General features: G+C 72.6%; 14 protein-coding genes and 1 pseudogene. 11 read left to right on the forward strand and 4 right to left on the reverse strand.

Annotated elements, in window-relative coordinates:
• Positions 1 to 159 precede the first annotated feature (159 nt).
• Positions 160 to 2070 carry a molecular chaperone HtpG gene (gene htpG, locus ACIHEJ_RS38285; RefSeq protein WP_400142474.1) on the forward strand — a complete coding sequence of 637 codons (1911 nt, stop codon included), beginning with the start codon at positions 160 to 162 and terminating at the stop codon, positions 2068 to 2070.
• A gap of 142 nt (positions 2071 to 2212) precedes the next feature.
• On the opposite strand, the gene ACIHEJ_RS38290 is transcribed toward htpG, so the two are convergent.
• The 3 genes from ACIHEJ_RS38290 to ACIHEJ_RS38300 all read right to left on the reverse strand — a co-directional run bounded on the left by ACIHEJ_RS38290 (position 2213) and on the right by ACIHEJ_RS38300 (position 4378).
• Positions 2213 to 2665, reverse strand: coding sequence for a PRC-barrel domain-containing protein (locus ACIHEJ_RS38290; protein WP_400142475.1), 453 nt, complete (start codon positions 2663 to 2665; stop codon positions 2213 to 2215).
• Complete coding sequence (locus tag ACIHEJ_RS38295; protein ID WP_400142476.1) at positions 2662 to 3267, reverse strand: PRC-barrel domain-containing protein; 606 nt, start codon at positions 3265 to 3267, stop codon at positions 2662 to 2664. Before ACIHEJ_RS38295 ends, ACIHEJ_RS38290 begins: the two co-directional genes overlap by 4 nt.
• Positions 3268 to 3538: 271 nt before the next feature.
• The gene (locus ACIHEJ_RS38300) at positions 3539 to 4378 is read right to left on the reverse strand and encodes an MBL fold metallo-hydrolase (protein WP_400142477.1); all 840 of its coding nucleotides are present in this window, start codon (positions 4376 to 4378) and stop codon (positions 3539 to 3541) included.
• A 365-nt stretch (positions 4379 to 4743) separates the two neighbouring features.
• Here ACIHEJ_RS38300 and ACIHEJ_RS38305 point away from each other — a divergent pair.
• A pseudogene (locus ACIHEJ_RS38305) lies at positions 4744 to 5664 on the forward strand (RecQ family ATP-dependent DNA helicase); the annotation flags it as partial.
• Positions 5665 to 5771: 107 nt separating this feature from the next.
• Here the strand turns inward: ACIHEJ_RS38305 and ACIHEJ_RS38310 are convergent.
• The gene (locus tag ACIHEJ_RS38310; RefSeq protein ID WP_400142478.1) at positions 5772 to 7004 is read right to left on the reverse strand and encodes an MFS transporter; all 1233 of its coding nucleotides are present in this window, start codon (positions 7002 to 7004) and stop codon (positions 5772 to 5774) included.
• Positions 7005 to 7401: 397 nt separating this feature from the next.
• On the opposite strand from ACIHEJ_RS38310, the gene ACIHEJ_RS38315 reads away from it, so the two are divergent.
• The 9 genes from ACIHEJ_RS38315 (at position 7402) to ACIHEJ_RS38355 (ending at position 20414) form a co-directional block, all read left to right on the forward strand.
• Entirely contained in the window at positions 7402 to 7917 is a 516-nt protein-coding gene (locus tag ACIHEJ_RS38315; protein ID WP_400142479.1) for a GNAT family N-acetyltransferase, read from the forward strand.
• On the forward strand, positions 7910 to 8422 hold the full coding sequence (locus ACIHEJ_RS38320; protein ID WP_400142480.1) for a cupin domain-containing protein: 513 nt from the start codon (positions 7910 to 7912) through the stop codon (positions 8420 to 8422). The genes ACIHEJ_RS38315 and ACIHEJ_RS38320 overlap by 8 nt, the downstream gene beginning before the upstream one ends.
• Positions 8410 to 8910, forward strand: a complete 501-nt coding sequence (locus tag ACIHEJ_RS38325; RefSeq protein ID WP_400142481.1) for a GNAT family N-acetyltransferase — start codon at positions 8410 to 8412, stop codon at positions 8908 to 8910. The genes ACIHEJ_RS38320 and ACIHEJ_RS38325 overlap by 13 nt, the downstream gene beginning before the upstream one ends.
• Positions 8911 to 9046: 136 nt before the next feature.
• Positions 9047 to 9535: a carboxymuconolactone decarboxylase family protein gene (locus ACIHEJ_RS38330; RefSeq protein ID WP_400142482.1), complete on the forward strand. Its 489-nt coding sequence runs from the start codon at positions 9047 to 9049 to the stop codon at positions 9533 to 9535.
• A 776-nt stretch (positions 9536 to 10311) separates the two neighbouring features.
• Complete coding sequence (locus ACIHEJ_RS38335; protein WP_400142483.1) at positions 10312 to 13725, forward strand: DUF4132 domain-containing protein; 3414 nt, start codon at positions 10312 to 10314, stop codon at positions 13723 to 13725.
• Entirely contained in the window at positions 13722 to 14819 is a 1098-nt protein-coding gene (locus ACIHEJ_RS38340; protein WP_400142484.1) for an AAA family ATPase, read from the forward strand. The genes ACIHEJ_RS38335 and ACIHEJ_RS38340 overlap by 4 nt, the downstream gene beginning before the upstream one ends.
• Positions 14819 to 17200, forward strand: coding sequence for a DUF5682 family protein (locus tag ACIHEJ_RS38345; RefSeq protein WP_400142485.1), 2382 nt, complete (start codon positions 14819 to 14821; stop codon positions 17198 to 17200). Before ACIHEJ_RS38340 ends, ACIHEJ_RS38345 begins: the two co-directional genes overlap by 1 nt.
• Entirely contained in the window at positions 17197 to 18420 is a 1224-nt protein-coding gene (locus ACIHEJ_RS38350; protein WP_400142486.1) for a VWA domain-containing protein, read from the forward strand. Before ACIHEJ_RS38345 ends, ACIHEJ_RS38350 begins: the two co-directional genes overlap by 4 nt.
• Positions 18417 to 20414, forward strand: a complete 1998-nt coding sequence (locus ACIHEJ_RS38355; protein WP_400142487.1) for a hypothetical protein — start codon at positions 18417 to 18419, stop codon at positions 20412 to 20414. Before ACIHEJ_RS38350 ends, ACIHEJ_RS38355 begins: the two co-directional genes overlap by 4 nt.
• The last annotated feature ends 5 nt before the right edge of the window (positions 20415 to 20419 follow it).

A 20419-nucleotide genomic window follows, 5' to 3' on the forward strand; every position in this document is an offset into this window, starting at 1 on the left:
AGCACGCAAAAGCGTCACCACAGCCTCACCAGCAGCACGTCGACAGGCAGAAAAAAGCAACCCAGAGCACCACACTCAAGGGGAAAACGACCTCTGACATGGTGTTTTACAGTGTCTGCCGTCAGATCCGGCGTTAGGACCTGTGAGGTATTCGCGAACATGGCGACTGAAACTCATGAGTTTCAGGTGGAGGCCCGTCAGCTGCTCCAGCTGATGATCCACTCGGTCTACTCGAACAAGGACGTCTTCCTGCGGGAGCTCGTCTCCAACGCCTCCGACGCGCTGGACAAGCTGCGCCTGGAGAAGCTGCGCGACGACTCGCTCGACGCCGACGTCTCCGATCCGCACATCGAGATCGACATCGACAAGGACGCCCGCACCCTCACCGTGCGGGACAACGGCATCGGTATGTCGTACGACGAGGTCGTGCAGCTCATCGGCACGATCGCCCACTCGGGCACCGCGAAGTTCCTGCAGGAGCTGCGGGAGAGCAAGGACGAGGCCGGAGCCGAGGGGCTCATCGGCCAGTTCGGCGTCGGCTTCTACTCCGGTTTCATGGTGGCGGACGAGGTCAGCCTGGTGACCCGGCGCGCGGGCGAGGGTCACGGCACCCGCTGGTCGTCCCGAGGGGAGGGCACGTACACGCTGGAGAGGGTGGACCGCGCGCCGCAGGGCACCTCGGTCACGCTCCACCTCAAACCGGCCGACCCGGAGAACCAGCTCCACGACTACACCGCCCCCTGGAAGGTCAGGGAGATCATCAAGCGGTACTCGGACTTCATCACCTGGCCCATCCGGATGCTCCCCGAGGACTCCGGCACGGCCGGCACGAGCGACGAGGCGCCCGCACCCGAGACGCTCAACTCCATGAAGGCGCTGTGGGCGAGGCCCCGCGACCAGGTGTCCGACGACGAGTACCACGAGCTGTACAAGCACATCGGCCACGACTGGCGCGACCCGCTGGAGACCATTCGCCTCCAGGCGGAGGGCACCTTCGAGTACCAGGCCCTGCTGTTCCTGCCGGCGCACGCCCCTTACGACCTGTTCACGCGGGACTACCAGCGTGGCCTGCAGCTGTACGTCAGGCGCGTGCTGATCATGGACGACTGCGAGGCGCTGCTGCCGCCGTACCTCCGCTTCGTCAAGGGTGTCGTCGACGCGGCGGACCTCTCGCTCAACGTGTCCCGCGAGATCCTCCAGCAGGACCGCCACATCGAGATGATGCGGCGGCGGCTGACGAAGAAGGTCCTGTCCACGCTCAAGGACATGGCGGCCAAGGACCAGGACCGGTACGCCACGTTCTGGCGGGAGTTCGGCACGGTCCTGAAGGAGGGACTGGTCACCGACTCCGAGAACCGCGACGCCGTCCTCGCCGTCGCCTCGTTCGCGAGCACGCACCACGACACCGAGCCGACCACGCTCAAGCAGTACGTGGAGCGGATGAAGGAGGGTCAGGACGACATCTACTACCTGACCGGTGAGTCCCGCCAGAGCATCGAGAACTCCCCCCACATGGAGGCGTTCCGGGACCGGGGCATCGAGGTGCTGCTGCTCACCGACCCCGTCGACGAGGTGTGGGCCGACGCCGTCGGGGAGTTCGAGGGCAAGAAGCTGAGGTCCGTCGCCAAGGGGCAGATCGACCTCGACGCCGAGGAGACGGGGACCTCCGACGGCGAGCGGGAGCACCAGGCGGAGGAGTACGCCGGACTGCTCGGCTGGATGACGGAGCAACTGGACGAGGACATCAAGGAGGTACGGCTGTCCTCCCGGCTCACCGTCTCCCCGGCCTGTGTCGTCTCCGACGCCCACGACCTGACCCCGGCGTTGGAGAACATGTACCGCGCGATGGGCCAGGAGGTGCCCCGCGCCAAGCGGATCCTGGAGCTCAACCCGGACCACCAGCTGGTGAAGGGCCTCAACCAGGCCTACAAGGAACGTGAGGACCGCACGGAGCTCACCGAGACCACCGAGCTCCTCCACGGCCTGGCGGTGCTCGCCGAGGGCGGCCAGCCGAAGGAGCCGGCCCGGTTCGTCCGACTGATGGCGGACCGGCTGGAACGGGCGCTGTAGCTCCCCACGGACGCGGTGACGCCGGGGCACGGGGCCTCGGCGTCACCGAAGTGCGGGGTGGGGACAGGCTCCGGCCCGCAACGAGAAGGCCCCGGTTCCACAGATCTGCCCGGGCGCGTGGCCGCGCTGTGCCCGGCGCGCGTCAACGAGCCGAGAAGCCGACCGGCGAGCGTTCCGCGTGGACGACCGTGGCGTAGGAACCAAGGCCGATGAGGCGCTCTCCCGCGATGTCGCCGAGCGCCGTGTAGAGGGTCAGGATCCGTCCGGACACAGGGTCGAACGCGACATCCTTGACGGTGCCGTGCTCACTGCCGTACTCGGTCAGGACGCGGCTTCCGACTGCTTCATGGTGCTCGGGCGCCCCTTCGGATCCGGACTCGGCGGCGGCGCGCGAGCGCACGATCACGGCGTCCTGCCCCACCGCCTCCACCTCGTCCCAGTCGATGACCGCCGCACCCTTCGGTGCCCCGGACAGGCGCAGGCAGGCGATACAGCGGGTACGGGCATCGATGGTCAGATCCCTCACCGTGCCCAGGGTCGCCGCCTCCTCCGCGGTGATCACCGGAAGTCCCCGGACCTGTGTGAAGAGCTTCATGCGAGGCCTCCTTCGCCGGGTGCGGGCATGTCCGGGGCCGGGTGGTCGGCACGCGCGTGGAAGGCCTCGACCTGCGCCTCGAAGCTGGGCAGGTCCTCGGCGACGAAGTGGCCGGCCCGCGCGGGGACGACCACGGCGGAGCCGGAGACGGCCAGTGTCTGCCCGCGGGGGACGAACACCCGGCGGTGCCTGCGGTCGAGGTTGTCGTCGGCGTCGACCTCGAAGCCGACGACGCGCCCGCTCGTACCGGCCTCGATCACCACGTCGCGTACCGTACCGATGCCGGTGCCCTGGTCGGTGACCACCGGCGCCCCGATAACCTGGCCCTGTCCGGCCCCCTCGGACGCCACGACCGCGTCCCGGTCCTCGAGGACCTCCTCACTCGGGATCATCACGGCCGAGGGCCCGACGGCGTGCACCGCGGAGAACGGCAGACTCCGCTTCAACGGTCCGGCCAGCAGCCCCCTGCCACTGAGGGTGAAGCCGACGATCCGGCCCGCCGCGGCATCGAAGACGGTGTCCTTGATCCGCGCCACCGCCTCGCCGCCCAGGGTCACGACCTCCCTCTTGGTCACGTCGGAGGCGAGCATGAGGGTGGTCACCGCAGCCCTCCTCGGCCGGACCGTCGCCCGTCGCGCACCGCGATCACCGTCCCGGCCCGGCGTTTGGCCTGAACCGCCAGTGCCGTCGCGGCACTCAGTACGATCACCGCGATCAGTAGGACAACCCAGCCCCACCACACCATCACCGACCTCCTCTGCAGCCATGCCCCGGTCGTACTGGCTCTCCCTGTGCTTCCGGTTGCCCGCAGGGCGGCACGGCACGCGTAGTCGTACCGCGCGGGTGCCACCCGCGCGGTGCGCTCAGCGGATGTCAGCGGACCAGGGGCCGGTCGCCGTGGGGCGTGACGAGCGCGTGCTGCCCACGAGCGCAGAGGACCAGCCGCTCGCGCAGCCCGAGCCGGTCGGCCTCGGTGAGGAAGTCCTCGAGCGGCGAGCGGAAGACCGCGTAGTCGTCGTAGTGGATCGGCATGACACGGGGATGGCCGAGGCGGCGGGCGAGTTCGGCGCCCTGCGCGCCGTCCATGGTGACGACGAAGCCACCGGGCAGTCGGGTACCGCCGAGGTGGAGTACGGCCAGGTCGGCGCCGGGGAAACGGCGGGCGATCTCGTCGAGCCCGTCGTACACGAGCGTGTCGCCGGAAACGTACAGCCGTAGGGCGACGGTCCCGTCGCGCCGGCCGAACTCCAGCATGGTTCCCATGACCGGCGGCAGCAGCCGGCGCAGCACGGGGTGCAGGGAGTGCCGACCGGGCAGGGCCGTGATCCGGACCTGTGACCTGCCCTCCCGCACCGTGCAGCGCTCCCAGGTGCGCAGGCCGCCCGCGCGGCGGAACCCCTGCCACGTACGCAGGTGGCGCGCGGCGTGCGGGGTGGTGACGATCGGCACCGAGCGGTCGAGGTGTCGCCTGGCCCGGCGGTCCCAGTGGTCGCCGTGGAGGTGGGAGAGGACCACGGCGTCCAGCGGCGGCAGCTGGGTGACGTCCAGAGCGGGCTCGGTGAGCCGCGGACTCGTGAGCCCGTACCCCAGGTGGGCGCGTTCGCCGTGGTGCAGGAAGTTGGGATCGGTCAGCAAGGTCAGGTCGCCGTACCGCAGGAGGACTGTCGCGGTGCCGATGAAGTGCAGGTCCAGGGCGTCGTCGTAGGCAGCCATGGCGGTCCTTGCCCGACGGGACGAGGCCCGTCTGTCGACGGGGAGCGGACCCGTCCGGAGTACCCAGGGCGGCGCCGCGTACGCAGGGTGAGCACACTTCCCGGGACGGTCGGCGGCGCCTGCCCGGTGGGGTGCGGATCAACCCGGTCGCCGGTCGGGGGCGACAGTCCGGCTGGTCATCGGGTTGCACCCGGGCCGCATCCCCCGGGCATGCCGCCGATCCGGCAGGGCGCCCGGGTGGCCCATGCCGGGACGCGGCGCCCTGCGGTGGCGGCGTCGGGCGGCGCCGGGGGGTGTCGGTGGGACGCGGAGGGCGAGCGCTGGTCACGTCGTACGGTTCCGGCGCGCGGGCGAAGGAGCGGGCCATGACCGGACAGGGATCGCGGAACGGCGGAGGCGGAGCTCGGCGGCTGCGCGAGACCGCCGCCGAGGTGTTCGGCTGGGACGAGCTGCGTCCGGAACAGCTCACCGCCATGGAGTGGGTGCTCCAGGGACGGGACACCCTCGTGGTCATGCCGACGGGATCAGGCAAGTCCGCCGTCTACCAGGTGCCCGCTCTGCTGCTGTCCGGACCGGTCGTGGTCGTGTCGCCGCTGCTGGCCCTGCAACGGGACCAGATCGCCGGACTGCCCGGCGGCCACCGCGCCCCCGGCGCCGTCGCCGTGAACTCCGACCTCGGTGCCGCCGAGGAGGAGGACGCCTGGGCGGCGGTGCGTGACGGCTCGGTCCGCTACGTCTACGTCTCACCCGAGCAACTGGCCAAGGACGAGGTCGTGCAACGGCTCGCCGACGCCCGCCCTGCCCTGTTCGTGGTGGACGAGGCGCAGTGCGTGTCCTCCTGGGGTCACGACTTCCGGCCCGACTACCTGCGGCTGGCGCAGGCGGCGCGGCGCCTGCACCGGTCACCGGTCCTCGCGCTCACCGCGACCGCGGCGCCACCCGTACGGCAGGACATCCTCGAACGGCTCGGCATGGACCGGCCGCGCCAACTCGTCACCGGGTTCGACCGCCCCGACATCGGACTCGAGGCGCACCGCCATCTGGACGACGCCGAACGGCGGCGCATCGTCGTGGAACAGGCCGCCGCCGAACCGAAGCCCGGCATCGTCTCCGCGGCGACCCGCAAGGACAGCGAGTACTACGCCGCGGAGCTGACCTCCCTCGGACTCGCCGCGGAGGCGTACCACGCGGGCATGCGCGCCGCCGAACGCGAGCGGGTCCACGAGGCCTTCCTGGCGGGTGACGCCGACGTCGTGGTGGTGACCTCGGCCTTCGGCATGGGCATCCGCCGGCCCGCAGGGCGAGCGCCGGAGGATGGCCGCCGGAGGCGAGACGCACCGTCGTGGCGCCGTCGGCGCCGGGTTCCATCGATGCGCAGGATCTCCTGCGTCGGTCAGCGGCAGTCGCCCGCGAGCGCGGGCCGGACGGCCTCGCGGGGCGTACGGCGGCCGGCCGCCCGGCGTGCGGCGGGCCCCATCGCGTATGACGCGACCGGCATCAGCACGCCCAGCAGCAGCCAGCCAGGCGTACCCCAGTCCAGCAGCAGCCAGGTCACCACGCCCGGCCCCAGGGTGCGGGCGACGGTCACGCCGGTGCCGAAGAGGCCCTGGTACTCGCCTGTCCGATCGGCCGGCGCCAGGTCGAAGGAGAGCTGCCAGGAGCCCGCCGACTGCTGCATCTCCGCCACGACCTGCAGCACCGCACCGGCGATCAGGATCGCCCCCGCGGGCCAGGCCGACCGTCCCGCCGACAGCGCGAACACCGCGCAGGACGCGAGCATCACGAGTCCGGACCGGCGCAGCACCCGCAGGGCGCTGCCGAGCCCTGTCACGGCCCTGGCCGCCCGCACCTGGAACAGCGTCACCGCCAGCGTGTTGAGTACGAACAGTCCCGAGGCCAGCCAGGCCGGCGCCCCGGTCCGCTCGGTGATCCACAGCGGCAGCGCGAGGCTGAGCAACGGCAGCCGCAGCAGCAGGACGGCGTTGAGGAGCGCGACCAGGGCGTACGGCCGGTCCCGTAGCACCGCGAACCGGCGGCCGCCGGTGACCGTGCCGACGACGGCGGCGGCGGTCACAGCGGGCAGGCGCAGCAGGAGCAGGGCGCACACCAGGAAGCAGAGGGCATCCAGCGCGAGCGCACCCCGATACGCCGCCGCACTCCCGGCACCCAGCGCAAGGCCGCCGACTGCCGCACCCGCCGCGAGTCCGCCGTTCAGCGTCGACTGGAGCCGCGCGAGCAGCCCCGTCCGCTCCCGCGCCGGCACCAGCCCGGCCAGCAGTGCCTGCCGGGCCGCCGCGAGCCCCGACTGCGCGGAGGCATAGAGACATGCCGTGAGGACGAACGGCACCGTTCCCCGGACGACGAGGAACGACGCGACCGCCGCGGAGGTACCCAGCGCCAGCAGGACCGACGTGCCGCGAGGCCCGCGCCGGTCCGCGAGCCGCCCGAGTGGCAGCCCGACCAGCGAACCGAGCGCCCAGGCGAGAGTGAGCCCGAGCCCCACGCGTGCGGGGGCGAGTCCGAGGACCTCGGTGAAGTACAGCGCCGAAGTCACGTAATAGGCGCCGTCCCCCAGAGAGTTGGCGAGCTGGGCGAGGGTCAGGAGACGCCGCGGTCGATTGGTCACACCCTTGATGCTGGAGGCCGGGTGGGCCGCTGGGCAGTCCCAATCGGTGCCTAGTTCAGTGGCCCATTGCAGAGGCGGCTCGGGTGCGCTTATGTGTGGCGGGCCAACTCGGCGGCGAGGCGGTGCATCACCGTGCGGTTGGCACGCCGCATCGCGGCCCGGACCACGGGCGCCAGCAGGCGGTCGGGGAGAGGGGCGCGCGTCCAGGCGTATGTGAACGAGACTCTGCTGCCGCCGGGTTGCCGGGATGTGAGGGTGTAGGTGCCGTGAGCCAGGCGCCGGCCGGACCACCGTCGCCGTCCACCGCGCCCGCCGCAGGGCGACACGGGGACCCGGGGCGTCGCGGATCCTCCGCTTCCTCGGCCCGATTGTCGGACTCGGGTACTAGCGTCGACGCATGACATCACTCAGCCTCGCCCCGTGGTCCGGTCAAGGGCTCGACCTGCTTCGTCGGCAGAACACTCCCGAGTTGACCGAACACCTCGGAGGCCCGGAGACCGATGAGCAGCTTCGGCGCCGTCATGAGCGGTATCTCGGCCTCGCCGACGGTCAGATGTTCCTCGTCGCCCTGGACGGCCGGGTGATCGGGTCGATCGGGTACTGGCCGCGGGAGTGGGACGGAGAGCCGGTCTTCGAGACCGGCTACGGCATTCTTCCCGAGTACCAGGGCCGGGGCTTCGCGGTCGAGGCGCTTCGGCTCTGCGCTGAGCGGGCCGGCCGGGACGGCTCGCGCCCGTGGCTGCACGCTTTCCCCTCCGTGCACCACGGGGCATCCAACGCCGTATGCCGGAAAGCAGGCTTCGCATGGGTGGGGGAGTGCACGTTCGAGTATCCGCCGGGGAACTTCATTCGCTCCAACAACTGGCGGTTCCCGCTCACCCCACTGCCTCGGGCACACTTTCCCCATGACTGATGATCAGGCCCGTGTCGCCGCCCGCCCGTTGCTGCGCCGCCCCTCGGACGGTGAACTGATAGACGTCGCCGGTGTCGCACACTTCTTCCGGCTCACCGGCGAGCACACGGGTGGGCACTTCGCCTTCGAGGAGTTCAGCCTCGACCCCGGGACCATCGGTGCCAGGCCGCACGTGCATGAGGGACACGACGAGTACTTCTACGTCCTCGAAGGCGAGTTGACGCTCCACACCGGGGACGGTGAGGTGACGGCCGGACCCGGCCATCTGCTCGCGGCGGTCCGCGGCACCCCGCACGGCTTCCGCAACGCAGGGCCCGTCGTCGCCCGCGCCCTGTGCCTCTACACCCCCGCGGGCTACGAAGACTATTTCCGCGATGTCCATGCCGCCGTGAGCTCCGGGGCCGAAGCGTCCGATGAGCTGCTGGCCGAATTCCGCAGTCGTTACCGGACCAGCTCCTTCCAGATTCCGACGGACACCTCGGACATCGAGCAATGCCGGCGCTGAGGCAACTGCGTGCCGACCATGCTCCGGCGGTCCTGGCCTTCGAACTGGCCAACCGCACCTGGTTCGCCGCCTCGGTCTCCGACCGCGGGGACGATTTCTTCGACCAGTTCACCGACCGGTTCCACGCCTTGCTGGCTGAGCAGGACGCCGGAATCTGCGCTTTCTACGTGCTCGTCGGCGAGGACGGTTCGATACTCGGCAGGTTCAACCTGGTCGACCTGGTGGACGGCACAGCGCAGCTCGGCTACCGGGTCGCTCAGCACGTCGCCGGCCATGGCGTGGCCACCGCCACCGTCCGGGAGCTGTGCCGGCTGGCGGTGGCGCGGCACGGGCTGCGCACACTGCGGGCGGCGGCGGCCCACACGAACGTCGCCTCCCAGAAGGTGCTGACCAAAGCCGGGTTCGTCCCGGTCGGACCAGCCGCCCCGGCCGACCTCGGCGGCAAGGCAGGCACTTGGTATCAGCGCGACCTGGTACTTCGGCCGTGAAGTGGTCCGCTTCAGGCGTCGTCAGCAGCCCGCTGGCGCTGCAGCGGAAAAATTGTCGGGGGGGTGTCACATCTTCGTGAGCCGGTTCGTCAGTGCGGTGAAGTGGTTGATCAGGCCGATGTGAAGGAGTCCAGTGATGACGAACCCCTCGATCTCCCGGATGCCGAACCCCGCGGAGTTCGTGCCCGAGCTGAACGACATCAGTGCCGCACTGTTCCGGGCCACGGGTAACCGCTCCGTGCCGCGGACCACCATGAGCCTGGTTCATCTGCGGGCCGGCCAGATCGTGGGCAACACCTACCTGACGATCCTGAACACGGGCTTCCTGCGGAAGGCCGGCGTGTCCGAGGAACGCATCACCGCCGTGTCCTCGTGGCAGGACGCCCCGTACTTCAGCGACGCCGAACGTGCGGCCCTCGCCCTGGTGGAGGCCACTCTTCAGCCGGCGCCGTACGGCAGGCAGCGGGTGTCCGACGAACTGTACGCCGAGGTGGCCAAGCACTACGACGACAGGGCGCTGGCCACCCTGACCATCGCGATCGGCCAGATCAACTTCTTCATCGCCCTGGCCGTGATCGGAAAGCCGCAGCCGGTCGGCTCGCTCGCGGACGAGCAGTGGGACTGACCTTCCGGCCCCCCCCACGAGGGTGTGGATGGTGGACGGGCGATGATCTCGTTCAGGGGAACGTCGCTGCGAGCCTCGCGTTCGAGACAGGCCGAGTGACTGCCTTCGACGCCCTCGACGGGAACGGGCTGCGCTTCGAGCCTCCCCCTCCGAACGGCACCGTCACCGAGCAGCCGGAGCCGCAGCGGTGACTCACGGTGTGCCGGGCGGGACCGCGTAAGAGCCCGGGCTACGACACCGCGTCCGCGACTTCCGCGAAGTAGAGCCACCCGGCCACTGGGAGGCTCCGCTCCAGTGGCCGGTTCTCCAGCACGGGCGCCGCGGCGTCGAGCAGCCGCCGGGCCGTTCCCGGCTCGTAGAGGTTCAGACAGCGCGGTCGGGGAGGCGTACGACCGTGCCCGTCTCGAAGTACGAGTTCGAAACGATGCGGTTCGGCCCCGGGGCGAACACCAGGGCCAGTCGGCGTCGAGCGTCCTGACGCCTCGTCACCGTGAAGAAAGCGTCGGACGGCAGTCGGCGTAGGCAGGCCTCACCCGCTGCCGGACGGTCCAGAACCAGCCCGTCCCGTCCACCACGAGGCGTCGGACGCGTCGATCGCTTCCCACCGGGCCACCGTAGAACGCGGAGGTGAAGGAAGCGACGGCCTTTTCCTGCCGGCCGGCAGCGCGCCGCAGGTGCCCCTCGGGCGCCGGGGGCGTTGTCAGTGGCTCCGGATAACGTGACAGCCATCTGATCAAGCTATCGATCCAGCCACCAGGGTCGACGGAGGAGGGACTGTGCGGCGCACGGAGTCGGTCGGGGAGGGCTCGGCAAGCGGAGCGGTCGAGGGGAAGGCGCCCGAGGCCGTCGGGCAGCCGGCGGCGGAGGAGTCGTTCGTGCTGCCCGACGAGGAGACGTTCCGGATGCCGGCCGCCTGGCGGCGGACGGTGTATCAGCGGCGCGGCGGGATCGAGCGGAGCGTCGCCGGGCTGCATCCCGAGGCCGAGCGGCGGACGGCGTTCCGGCTGCACGAGGAGGCGGACTGGATCGAGGCGATGCTCACCGCCCCGAAGAGCGACCCGCGGATCGTCGAGGCCACCCGTGCCCACATGAGCGGCCGTCACAATCCGCTGGGCGCGGCGGTGCTCGCCGCGCTGACCTTCCATTGGCAGTACCCGGACGGCATCTACGTCGACGAGTGGGTCCGCGCGTACGGACTGGCCTTCGCCGCGCAGGCGGTGGTGGAGTACTTCGACGTCGAGCCGCACTACCACCAGTCCGGCACGCGCCGCGAGGACCCCTGGATCGGCTTCCACCACGCGCCGGCCACGGGCTCCCACGAGGCGCGGTCGAAGTTCGCCGATCGCATGCGTGACCTGCTGTGCGTGGCCGACGAGGACTCCTACCAGCAGACGGTCGCGGCGCTCGCCGGCTGCCGCACCACCGTACGCCGCCGTATCGTCGTGTCCTACCTGCTGCCCGCCGAGCAGGACTGGGTCGACGAGTGCTGCCTCGACGCCGCTCGGGCAGACGGGACGCTGCGGGCATTGCTGCTGTGCTCGCTGAACTCCCCGGAGCAGCTGAAGCACTTCCCCGCCCGGACAGGCCTCGGCTCGAGCGGCTGGACGACGGCGCTCGTCGCCACCCTCGCCGAGGGCACCGGCAAGGCTTTCGCCCCGCTCCTCGACGAGCCCCTCGACCGGGCCTACAACACCGAGCTGATCAAGACCTTCGCGAACGTCCTGGTCGAACTGCCGACGGACGACGCGTTCCGCCTTCTGCTGAACCGCATCAACAACAAGCACGTGCGCCCGCACCTGTTGGAGGCGATGCGCCGGTACCCGGTGCGCGCCCTGCGCCTGCTGGGCGCGGCGGCGACCGGGCCGGGCGAGAACGCGCCGACGGCCGGGCAACTGCTCGTCGCGCACGTCCACGCGCACCCCGACCTGACCGCAGCCGTGCTGCCGGATCTGCCGGCCGAGATCGCCGACCTCGTCGCGCCCCACCTCACCCGCGTCGACCGGGTGCCCGAGGCCCCCGCCGAGGCACTGCCCGCACTGCTGGTCAGCCCGCCGTGGGCGCAGAAGCGCACGGCCCGTAAGGCGCGTGTGGCCGCCGAGGCACCCGCGGCTCCGGAGCCGGAATGGGTGTGGCAGCCCGGCGAGCAGGACGCGTGGGCCCACGCGGACACCTGGTACGCCAGGTGGCGCGTGGACTACGACTGGTCCCGAGAGATCGAGTACCTGAAGCGGACCGGGCAACTCGGGAGCGTCCGGGACGTGCTCCTGTTCGTCACTGGCCCCGAGGACGTCGTACGACCCCTGCTCGCCGACTGCGCTCCCGAGGACTACTGGGACGGCGAGGCGGTGCTGAAGCGGGTTGCCGCGAAGCACGGTCCGGCGGCCCTGCCGCTGATGCGGCGTGCCGCCGCCCGCCACCCGGGCACCCTCGGGCAGCTCGTGCTGCCCTGTCGGGACGTCGAGGTCACCGCGCTGGTGTGCGACTGGCTGGCGCGGCTGAAGTCCGCCGACGCCACCGCCCGCGTGTGGCTGACCCGGCACGGTCTGGCCGCGGTGCCGTTCCTCGTCCCGCACGCGGTGGGACCGGTCGGCACGGTCAGGCGCGGCGCGGAGAGGGCGTTGCGGCTGCTGGCGGACGCCCACGGCGGCGCGGCGGTCTCGGCGGCCGTCGCGGGGTGCGGCGAGGAGGTTGCGGGCATCGTCGAGGAGATCCTGGCCGTCGATCCGCTGGTCAGCGCCCTGCCCGCGCGCACGCCTGCGGTCGGCGCCTGGGCGGACCCGGCGCTGCTGCCGCAGATCCTGCTCACGGAGGGCGGCGCCCTGCCCGCCGAGGCGGTGCGCAACGCCCTGATGCTGCTGGTGCTGTCCAAGCCCGGTGAGGTCTACCCGGGCCTGGAGGTGCTGACCGCGCACTGCACCGCCGAGTCCCTCGCAGGGTTCGCCTGGGGCCTGTTCGAGCAGTGGCGGCTGGCCGGCATGCCGGCCAAGGACAGCTGGGCACTGCACGCGCTCGGCTGGCTCGGTGACGACGACACCGTGCGCCGGCTCACGCCCGTCGTGCGGGCCTGGCCCGGCGAGGGCGGCCACCACCGCGCCGTGGAGGGCCTGAGCGTGCTCGCGACGATCGGCACCGATGTGGCGCTGATGCATCTGCACGGCATATCCCAGCGGGTGCCCTTCAAGGCGCTCAAGCTGCGCGCCCAGGAGAAGATCGCCGAGGTCGCCGAGGGCCTGGGCCTGACCGGCGAACAGCTGGGGGACCGGCTCGTGCCCGACTTCGGCCTGGACGCGGACGGCACCACCGTCATCGACTACGGCCCCCGGCAATTCACCGTCGGCTTCGACGAGCAGCTGCGCCCCTACGTCCGGGACGCCGACGGCAAGCACCGCAAGGCGCTGCCCGCACCCGGCACCAAGGACGACCAGGCGCTGGCACCGGCCGAGCGGAAGCGGTTCGCCGCGCTGAAGAAGGACGTCCGTACCGTCGCCGGCGACCAGGTACGGCGCCTGGAGTCGGCGATGGTGACCCAGCGCACCTGGACGGCCGCGGAGTTCCAGGAACTGTTCGTCGCCCACCCGTTGGTGTGGCACCTGGTGCGCCGCCTGGTCTGGATCGGCGACGCCGGCGGCGTGGTGACGGCCTTCCGGGTGGCGGAGGACCGCACCTTCGCCGACGTCCACGACGACGAGCTGACGCTGCCCGAGGAGGCGACGGTCCGCGTGGCGCACCCGCTGCACCTGACGGACGACCTCGACGCCTGGTCGGAGCTGTTCGCCGACTACGAGATCCTCCAGCCGTTCCCGCAGCTGGGCCGGGACGTGCACGCGCTGACCGAGGAGGAGGCCGCCGGGCACCGGCTGACCCGGTTCGAGGGCGCGACCGTACCGGTCGGCAAGCTGCTGGGTCTCACCAAGCGGGGCTGGGAGCGCGGCGAACCGCAGGACGCGGGCGTGGAGCGTTGGTTCCACCGGCGGATCGACGACGACCACTACCTGGTCATCGGACTCGACGAGGGCATCGCCGTCGGCGCGCTCGACGTGTTCCCCGACCAGACCTTCGAGAACGTCTGGCTCGACTCCAAGCCGGGCGACTACTGGTCGAGCCGCACGTACCCGCTGCGCCTCGGCGACCTCGACCCGGTCATCGCCTCCGAGGTCCTCGCCGACCTCACGGAGGTGACCGCCAAGTGACCGCCACCGTCGAAGAAACCGGCGAGGCGCTGCTCCAGCGCCCGCCCGCCGAGGTCCGTCACGCCGACGAACTGGCCGCCCTGCGCGCCGCGGACCCCGATCCCCGCCCCCCGGGCTGGCAGCTGAGCCTGCGCGCGGCCCGCCGCTTCATCGTCGGCGACGAACAGGCGGGCATCAGCCGCAAGTTCGTGGGCAACGTCTCCCTGGTGGAGCGTGCCCTGGTGACGCTGGCGACCAACCGGGGCCTGATGCTCGTGGGTGAGCCCGGCACCGCCAAGTCGCTGCTGTCGGAGCTGATCGCGGCGGCCGTCAGTGGCAGCAGCGCGCTCACCGTGCAGGGCGGCGCGGCCACCACCGAGGACCAGATCAAGTACTCGTGGAACTACGCGCTGCTGGTCTCCGAGGGCCCCTCCGAACGCTCCCTGGTGCCCGCGCCGATGCTGCGCGGCATGGCCGAGGGGCGGATCGTGCGGTTCGAGGAGATCACCCGCTGCCCGCTGGAGGTGCAGGACTGTCTGCTCTCCCTGCTCTCCGACCGGGTCATCACCCTGCCCGAACTGGACGGGCCGCAGGGCCTGGTCTTCGCCCGGCAGGGCTTCAACGTCATCGCCACCGCCAACACCCGAGACCGGGGCGTCAACGAGATGAGCGCCGCCCTCAAACGGCGCTTCAACTTCGAAACGGTGTTCCCCATCGCCGACTTCGAGACCGAACTGGGCCTGGTGGAGGCCGAGGCCGCGGCGCTGCTGCGACAGTCCGGGGTGGAGCCGCCGCCGCGCCGGGACGTGCTGGAGGTTCTGGTCGGCACCTTCCGGGAACTGCGGGGCAACGCGGCGCAGGGCGAGCGGATGTCGACGGTGATGAGCACCGCGGAAGCCGTGTCCGTGGCGCACGCGGTCGGCGTGCGGGCCTGGTTCCTGCGCGGCGAGCCGGGCAGCGCCGCCGACGTGGTGGCCTGTCTGGCGGGTACGGCCGCGAAGGACAGTCCCGAGGACCTGGCCAGGTTGCGCCGCTTCCTGGAGCAGGAGGCACGGCGGCGGCCGGGCCCGCAGTGGCAGGCCCTGCACGAGGCCCGTCACCTGCTGGCGGACTGATGCCGCCCCCGCCTCCGTCCGCCGTCTTCCTCGGGGTGCGTCACCACTCCCCGGCCTGCGCGCGTCTGGTCGCCCACACGATCCGGACGCTGCGGCCGGCGTTCGTCCTGGTGGAGGGCCCGGCGGACATGAACGACCGGCTGGACGAACTGCTGCTCGGACACACGCTGCCCGTCGCCGTGTTCAGCCACTACCGCGACGACCAGCGCGTCGCCACGTCCTGGACGCCGCTGTGCGACTACTCCCCGGAGTGGATCGCGCTGCGGGAGGGGCACGCGGCCGGTGCCGAGGTGCGGTTCGTGGATCTGCCCGCCTGGCACCCGGCCGTCGCCGACCGCACCGACCGCTACGCCAACCGCTACGCGGACGCGGAGGCGCGGTACGCCGAGGCCACACGCAGGCTGTGCGAGCACTTCGCCGTCGACTCCGTGGACGCCTTGTGGGACGGGCTGTTCGAGGTCACGGAGCCGGACGAGGACCTGGGGAAGCTGCATGCCCGCCTCGACGCCTACTTCGACCTGGTGCGCGGCGACGCGGAGGCGGACGCCGGGGACCGGGCGCGCGAGGAGTACATGGCGTCCTGGGTGCGCCCCGCGGTGTCCCGCGCCGGCGACCGCCCGGTACTGGTGGTCACCGGAGGCTTCCACCAGCCGGCCCTGCGCGCACTGTCCGCACGGGGGGTGGACTGCGCGGCCCCGGCCGACTGGCCCGCGGTGCCCGAGCCGCCCGACGGCGCACTCGGCGGCAGCTTCCTCGTGCCGTACTCCTTCCACCAGTTGGACGCCTTCGCCGGATACCAGTCCGGCATGCCCTCGCCCGGCTACTACCAACGGTTGTGGGAGGCGGGCCCGTCGGCTGCCGGGCAGCACCTGCTGCGCGCGGTCACCGGGCGCCTGCGCGACAGCAGAACCCCGCTGTCCACGGCCGACCTGATCGCCGCCCGCTCCCTGTCCCAGGGGCTGGCCCGGCTGCGCGGCCACCCGTACGAGACGCGGGTGGACGTCCTCGACGGCCTGGCCGGCGCGCTGATCACCGACGACCTGGACCGGCCGCTGCCCTGGACGACGCGGGACGGCCTGGGCGCGGGAAGCCATCCGGTGGTGGTGGAGATGATCGCCGCCTGCACCGGCGAGGCCATGGGCCGGCTGCACCCGGACACGCCGCTGCCCCCGCTGGTCCACGACGTGGCCACACATCTCGCTCACCTCGGGCTGGCCGACGCCGACGCGCCGGTCACCCTGGACCTGACGAAAGATCAGGGTCTGGCCGGCAGCCGCGCCCTGCACCGGCTGCGTGTCCTGGGCATCCCGGGCTTCACCCGGGTCTCGGGCCCGGCCGACGGCGCCGACCCGGTGTACAGCGAGGTGTGGGAGCCCCGCCCGGCGGCGGCCGCCCGGGAGGCCGCCCTGATCGAGGCCGGCGCCTACGGGGCACGCCTGGACGAGGCGGCCGCGGCGCTGCTCGGCGAGCGCATGCGCGCCGCGGGCACGCAGACCGGGCCGTCGGCCGGGCTGCTGTTCGACGCCGTGCTGTGCGGGATCGGTCCGCTCTGCGCCGACCTGCTGGCGGCGCTCGCGGCCCAGGTGAACCAGGTCAACGATCTCGGACCGCTCGGCGAGGTGCTGTCGGCCACGCTGGGCCTGTGGCGGCACGACCGGGTGTTCGGTGTGGCACAGGACCGGTTGCTGGGCGCAGTGGTGGGCGGCGCCGCCGACCGGGTGCTCTGGCTGGCGGAGGGCCTGCACGGCGGCCCCGGAGTGGACCTGCCCGCACTGCGCGCGCTGGCGGCCGCACGGGATGCGCTGCGGCACGCTCCCCGTCTGCTGTCGGTCACCCGGGAGGCCGCCGTCGAGTCCGCGGCCCGCGTCAGCCGCGACCCGCACGCCCCGGCCGGTCTGCGCGGCGCCGCCTTCGGCCTGCGCTGGGCGCTGGGCGTCCCGGACGACCCCGCGCCGGTGGTCCAGGCGCTCACCGCCGCCCCGCAGGACTCCCTCGGCGACTGGCTGACCGGCCTGTTCGTGGTGGCCCGCGAGGAGGTCGCGCACGGCACCGCGGCCGAGGAACACTCCCTGATCGACATCCTCGACGGCGTCGTTTCGGCGTTGCCCGAGGCCGACTTCCTCGTCGGGCTGCCCGCGCTCCGCCAGGCCTTCGCCTTCTTCCCGCCGCGCGAGCGCGAGCGCATCGCCGAGCGCCTGCTGCGGCGCCGCGGACTGCGCGGCTCGGCCCGCTCCCTGCTGCGCGCACCCGCCGACCCCCTGCTGCTGGGCCGCGCCAGAGCCCTGGAGGAGAACGTGATCAAACTGCTCGACCGCCACGGACTGGGGGCGGCATCCGTGCACGGAGCGGTCCCCGCCCCGCATCCGGAGGCAGGCCGATGAACCCCCGCCCCGACCCGACTCCGCCACCGCCCGGCCCTGCGCCGGCCCTCGCGCCGGCTACCGCCCCGCCCGTCCCCGACCCGGGGCTGGAGCGCTGGCGGCTCGTGCTCGGTGCCGCCGCCGAACGCTCCACCGGCTCCCTGCACGGCGCGTCCGCGGCCCGGGACGCCGCGCTGGAGTGGCTGTACGGCCGGGACGAGGACCTGCGCCGCCGAGGGGTGCGCCGCGGGGCGACCGACTCCCGCCGAGGTGGCAGCGGGCCGTCCCAGCTGACCGCCGTGGACTGGCTCGACGACATCCACCGCCTGTTCCCGAAGGAGACCGTGGAGCGGCTGGAACGCGACGCGGTGGAGCAGTACGAGATCCACGACGTCGTCACCGACCCGGACGTCCTCGCCCGCGTCGAGCCCAGCCAGACCCTGCTGCGTGCCGTCCTGCGCACCAAGCACCTGATGAACCCCCAGGTGCTGGCGGCAGCCCGGCGGATCGTCGAGACGGTCGTACGGGAGCTGATGGAACGTCTTCAGCCGGAGGTGCGCCGGGCGTTCACCGGCTCCCGCTCCCGCCGCCCCAGCCGGCTGCCGCTCGCCCGCGACTTCGACTTCCGCACCACCATCCGTGCCAACCTCGCCCACTACCAGCCCGAGGAACGCCGCATCCTCATCCAGCGGCCGCACTTCCACTCCCGCACCCGCCGCCACCTGGAGCAGTGGCAACTGGTCCTGCTGGTGGACCAGTCCGGCTCCATGGCCGGCTCGGTGATCCACTCGGCGGTCACGGCCGCCTGCCTGTGGAGTCTGCCGGGCCTGAAGACCCATCTGGTCGCGTTCGACACGTCGGTGGTCGACCTGACCTCCGACGTCACCGACCCGGTGGAACTGCTGATGCGGGTCCAGCTCGGCGGCGGTACCGACATCGCACGTGCCGTCGACCACGGCGCCTCGCTCGTGGAGAACCCACGGCGCACGATCATCGCCCTCATCTCCGACTTCTACGAGGGCGGTGACCCGTACCGCCTGGTGCGCACCGTGCGGCAACTGGTCGAGCAGGGCACCACCGTGCTCTGCCTGGCCGCCCTCGACGAGGCCGCCGACCCGGTCTACGACCGCAACCTGGCCGGACGGCTGGCCGCTGTGGGTGCCCCGGTCGGAGCGATGACGCCGGGGCGGCTCGCGGAGTTCGTCGCGGAGCAGGTCGGCCGCGGAGGGCAGGCCCGATGACCCGCGCGGACCTCCTGGCGCTGACACCCGACACGCTCGCCTCGCTCGCCAACCGGGGCCTGGTCAAGCGCGCCGAGAAGGACCTGGCGGCGGGCTCCGGTCCGGTGGTGACGACCGGCGACGACGGCACCGTACGCGGCACCTTCCCGGACGGCACCGAGACCGCGCTGCCCCCGGGCCGCGGCCTGGACACGGCCGACTGCACGTGCGCGGCGGCGGGGGTGTGCCGGCACCGGATCGGACTGGTGCTGGCGTACCGGCACGGCGCGCAGCACGAGGCGCAGTCGGCCGGGGAGCCCCTGGTGGAGTGGTCGCCCGGCGAGTTCGACGACGACGAGCTGGCCGCCGCGCTGGGCCGCACCGCCCTGACGGCCGCCCACCGCACCCGCGCCCGCGGCTACACCGCCCGGGTGCACCGCCCCACCGCAGAAGACCCGGCGCCCCGCGTGGAGCTGCCCACCTGCACCGTCCGCTTTCCGGTCCCGCGCGAGCTGGGCTACGCCCTCACCGACGCGGCGGCCGCACCGCGCGGCGAGGTCATCATCCTGGCCGTGTGGGCCTTCCGCACCGCGGACGCCGAACAGACGACCGAAGTGTCCGTCGGAGGCCGGACGGTGGAGGGCCGTGCGGCGGGCGGTCGTACGGTGGGCGGCCGTACGACTCTCACGGCCGCCGCCGACGAGGCACTGCGCGCGGCCGTCGCGCTCGCCGACGAACTTCTCCTGGACGGCGTGCAGCAGGCGGGCCCGGTGTTCACCGGCTCGCTCCGCCGTGCCGGGCGGGCGCTGGCCGGCACGTCCCAGCACTGGCCCGCGGGCGCGGTGGCCGAGCTGCGGGAACAACTCGACGCGTACACGGCCCGCGCGACCCGTTACACACCCGAACGCCTGGCCCTGCTCCTCGCGGAACTCCACGCCCGGTACCGTGCCGCCGGCCACGACCCGGTCGGGGTGCTGGGCACCGCGGAGGCGCCGGAGACACCGCTGCGGCGCGTACGGCTGGTGGCGCTCGGCTGCCGGATCGGCGGCACCGCGCGGGACCGTACGGCGGACACGTACTTCGCACACGCCGACGCCGGCCTCGCCCTGGTGCTCCGCAAGCGCTGGGAGCTGGCGGAGGACCAGTCGCCGACAGGCCACGACCTGTCCAGGCGACGTCTGCTCGGCTCCCCGCTGCACGCGCTGGCCACCGCGAACGTCGTCAGCGAACACACCACGCGCGCCGCCGACCGCACGGTCACCCTCACCCGCGGCCGGATCGCGGCGACGAGCGTGACACCGGTCGGCTCGGCCTGGACGGAACTCCCGGAGAGCCTGCTGCTGCGCGACACCGCCGCACACCTGAGGGCGGCCGCCGAGCGCCCGCCACGGCTGCTCCGACCGCGGGTCGCGGCGGACGCCGTACGGGTGGTCATGGTCGAGGCCGTCGAGGAGATCGGCTACGACCCCGCCGCACAACGCCTCGAAGCGGTCCTGCGCGACCCGGCCGGGAACGGCGTCCACCTGCACGCCGAGTACAACCCGCTGTGCCCGGGCGGCCTGGACGCGCTGGCCGCCGCGCTGACCGACGGCGGGATCCGCGCGGTCAGCGGCACGCTGGGCCGGGACCGTGGCCGTACCGTGCTGGACCCGCTCGCCCTGCTGACCGCCGCGGGAGTGACCGTCCCCGATCTGGCCCCCGGCGCGGGCGGCATCACGCTGAGAACGAGCGTGCACCGTACGACCGACCCGGTCACCGCGGCCCTGGAGACCGCGCTCACCGCCCTGGCGGACGCCGCCCACCGGGGTCTGCGCCACCTGACGCCCGCGACCCGCGCCGCCCTGGCCGACAGCGCCGACCACCTGCGCCGCACGGGCCTGCGGACCGCCGCGCGGCACCTGGACGACCTGGTCCGCATCCTCCACGACCGGGGTGGCCCCGCCGCCGCCCCGCACTGGGTGACGGCCCAGATCCACCTGTCGACGAGCCTGGACCTGCACCGGGAGGACGGCTAGGGAGC

The sequence above is a fragment of the Streptomyces sp. NPDC052301 genome, assembly GCF_044593395.1.
Lineage (GTDB): Bacteria > Actinomycetota > Actinomycetes > Streptomycetales > Streptomycetaceae > Streptomyces.

Excerpts from the sequence above, each read along its gene's own strand:
- htpG (WP_400142474.1), top strand. The coding sequence starts at position 160 with ATGGCGACTGAAACTCATGAGTTTCAGGTGGAGGCCCGTCAGCTGCTC.
- ACIHEJ_RS38290 (WP_400142475.1), bottom strand. The coding sequence starts at position 2,665 with ATGAAGCTCTTCACACAGGTCCGGGGACTTCCGGTGATCACCGCGGAG.
- ACIHEJ_RS38300 (WP_400142477.1), bottom strand. The coding sequence starts at position 4,378 with ATGGCTGCCTACGACGACGCCCTGGACCTGCACTTCATCGGCACCGCG.
- ACIHEJ_RS38315 (WP_400142479.1), top strand. The coding sequence starts at position 7,402 with ATGACATCACTCAGCCTCGCCCCGTGGTCCGGTCAAGGGCTCGACCTG.
- ACIHEJ_RS38320 (WP_400142480.1), top strand. The coding sequence starts at position 7,910 with ATGACTGATGATCAGGCCCGTGTCGCCGCCCGCCCGTTGCTGCGCCGC.
- ACIHEJ_RS38325 (WP_400142481.1), top strand. The coding sequence starts at position 8,410 with ATGCCGGCGCTGAGGCAACTGCGTGCCGACCATGCTCCGGCGGTCCTG.
- ACIHEJ_RS38330 (WP_400142482.1), top strand. The coding sequence starts at position 9,047 with ATGACGAACCCCTCGATCTCCCGGATGCCGAACCCCGCGGAGTTCGTG.
- ACIHEJ_RS38345 (WP_400142485.1), top strand. The coding sequence starts at position 14,819 with ATGCCGCCCCCGCCTCCGTCCGCCGTCTTCCTCGGGGTGCGTCACCAC.
- ACIHEJ_RS38350 (WP_400142486.1), top strand. The coding sequence starts at position 17,197 with ATGAACCCCCGCCCCGACCCGACTCCGCCACCGCCCGGCCCTGCGCCG.
- ACIHEJ_RS38355 (WP_400142487.1), top strand. The coding sequence starts at position 18,417 with ATGACCCGCGCGGACCTCCTGGCGCTGACACCCGACACGCTCGCCTCG.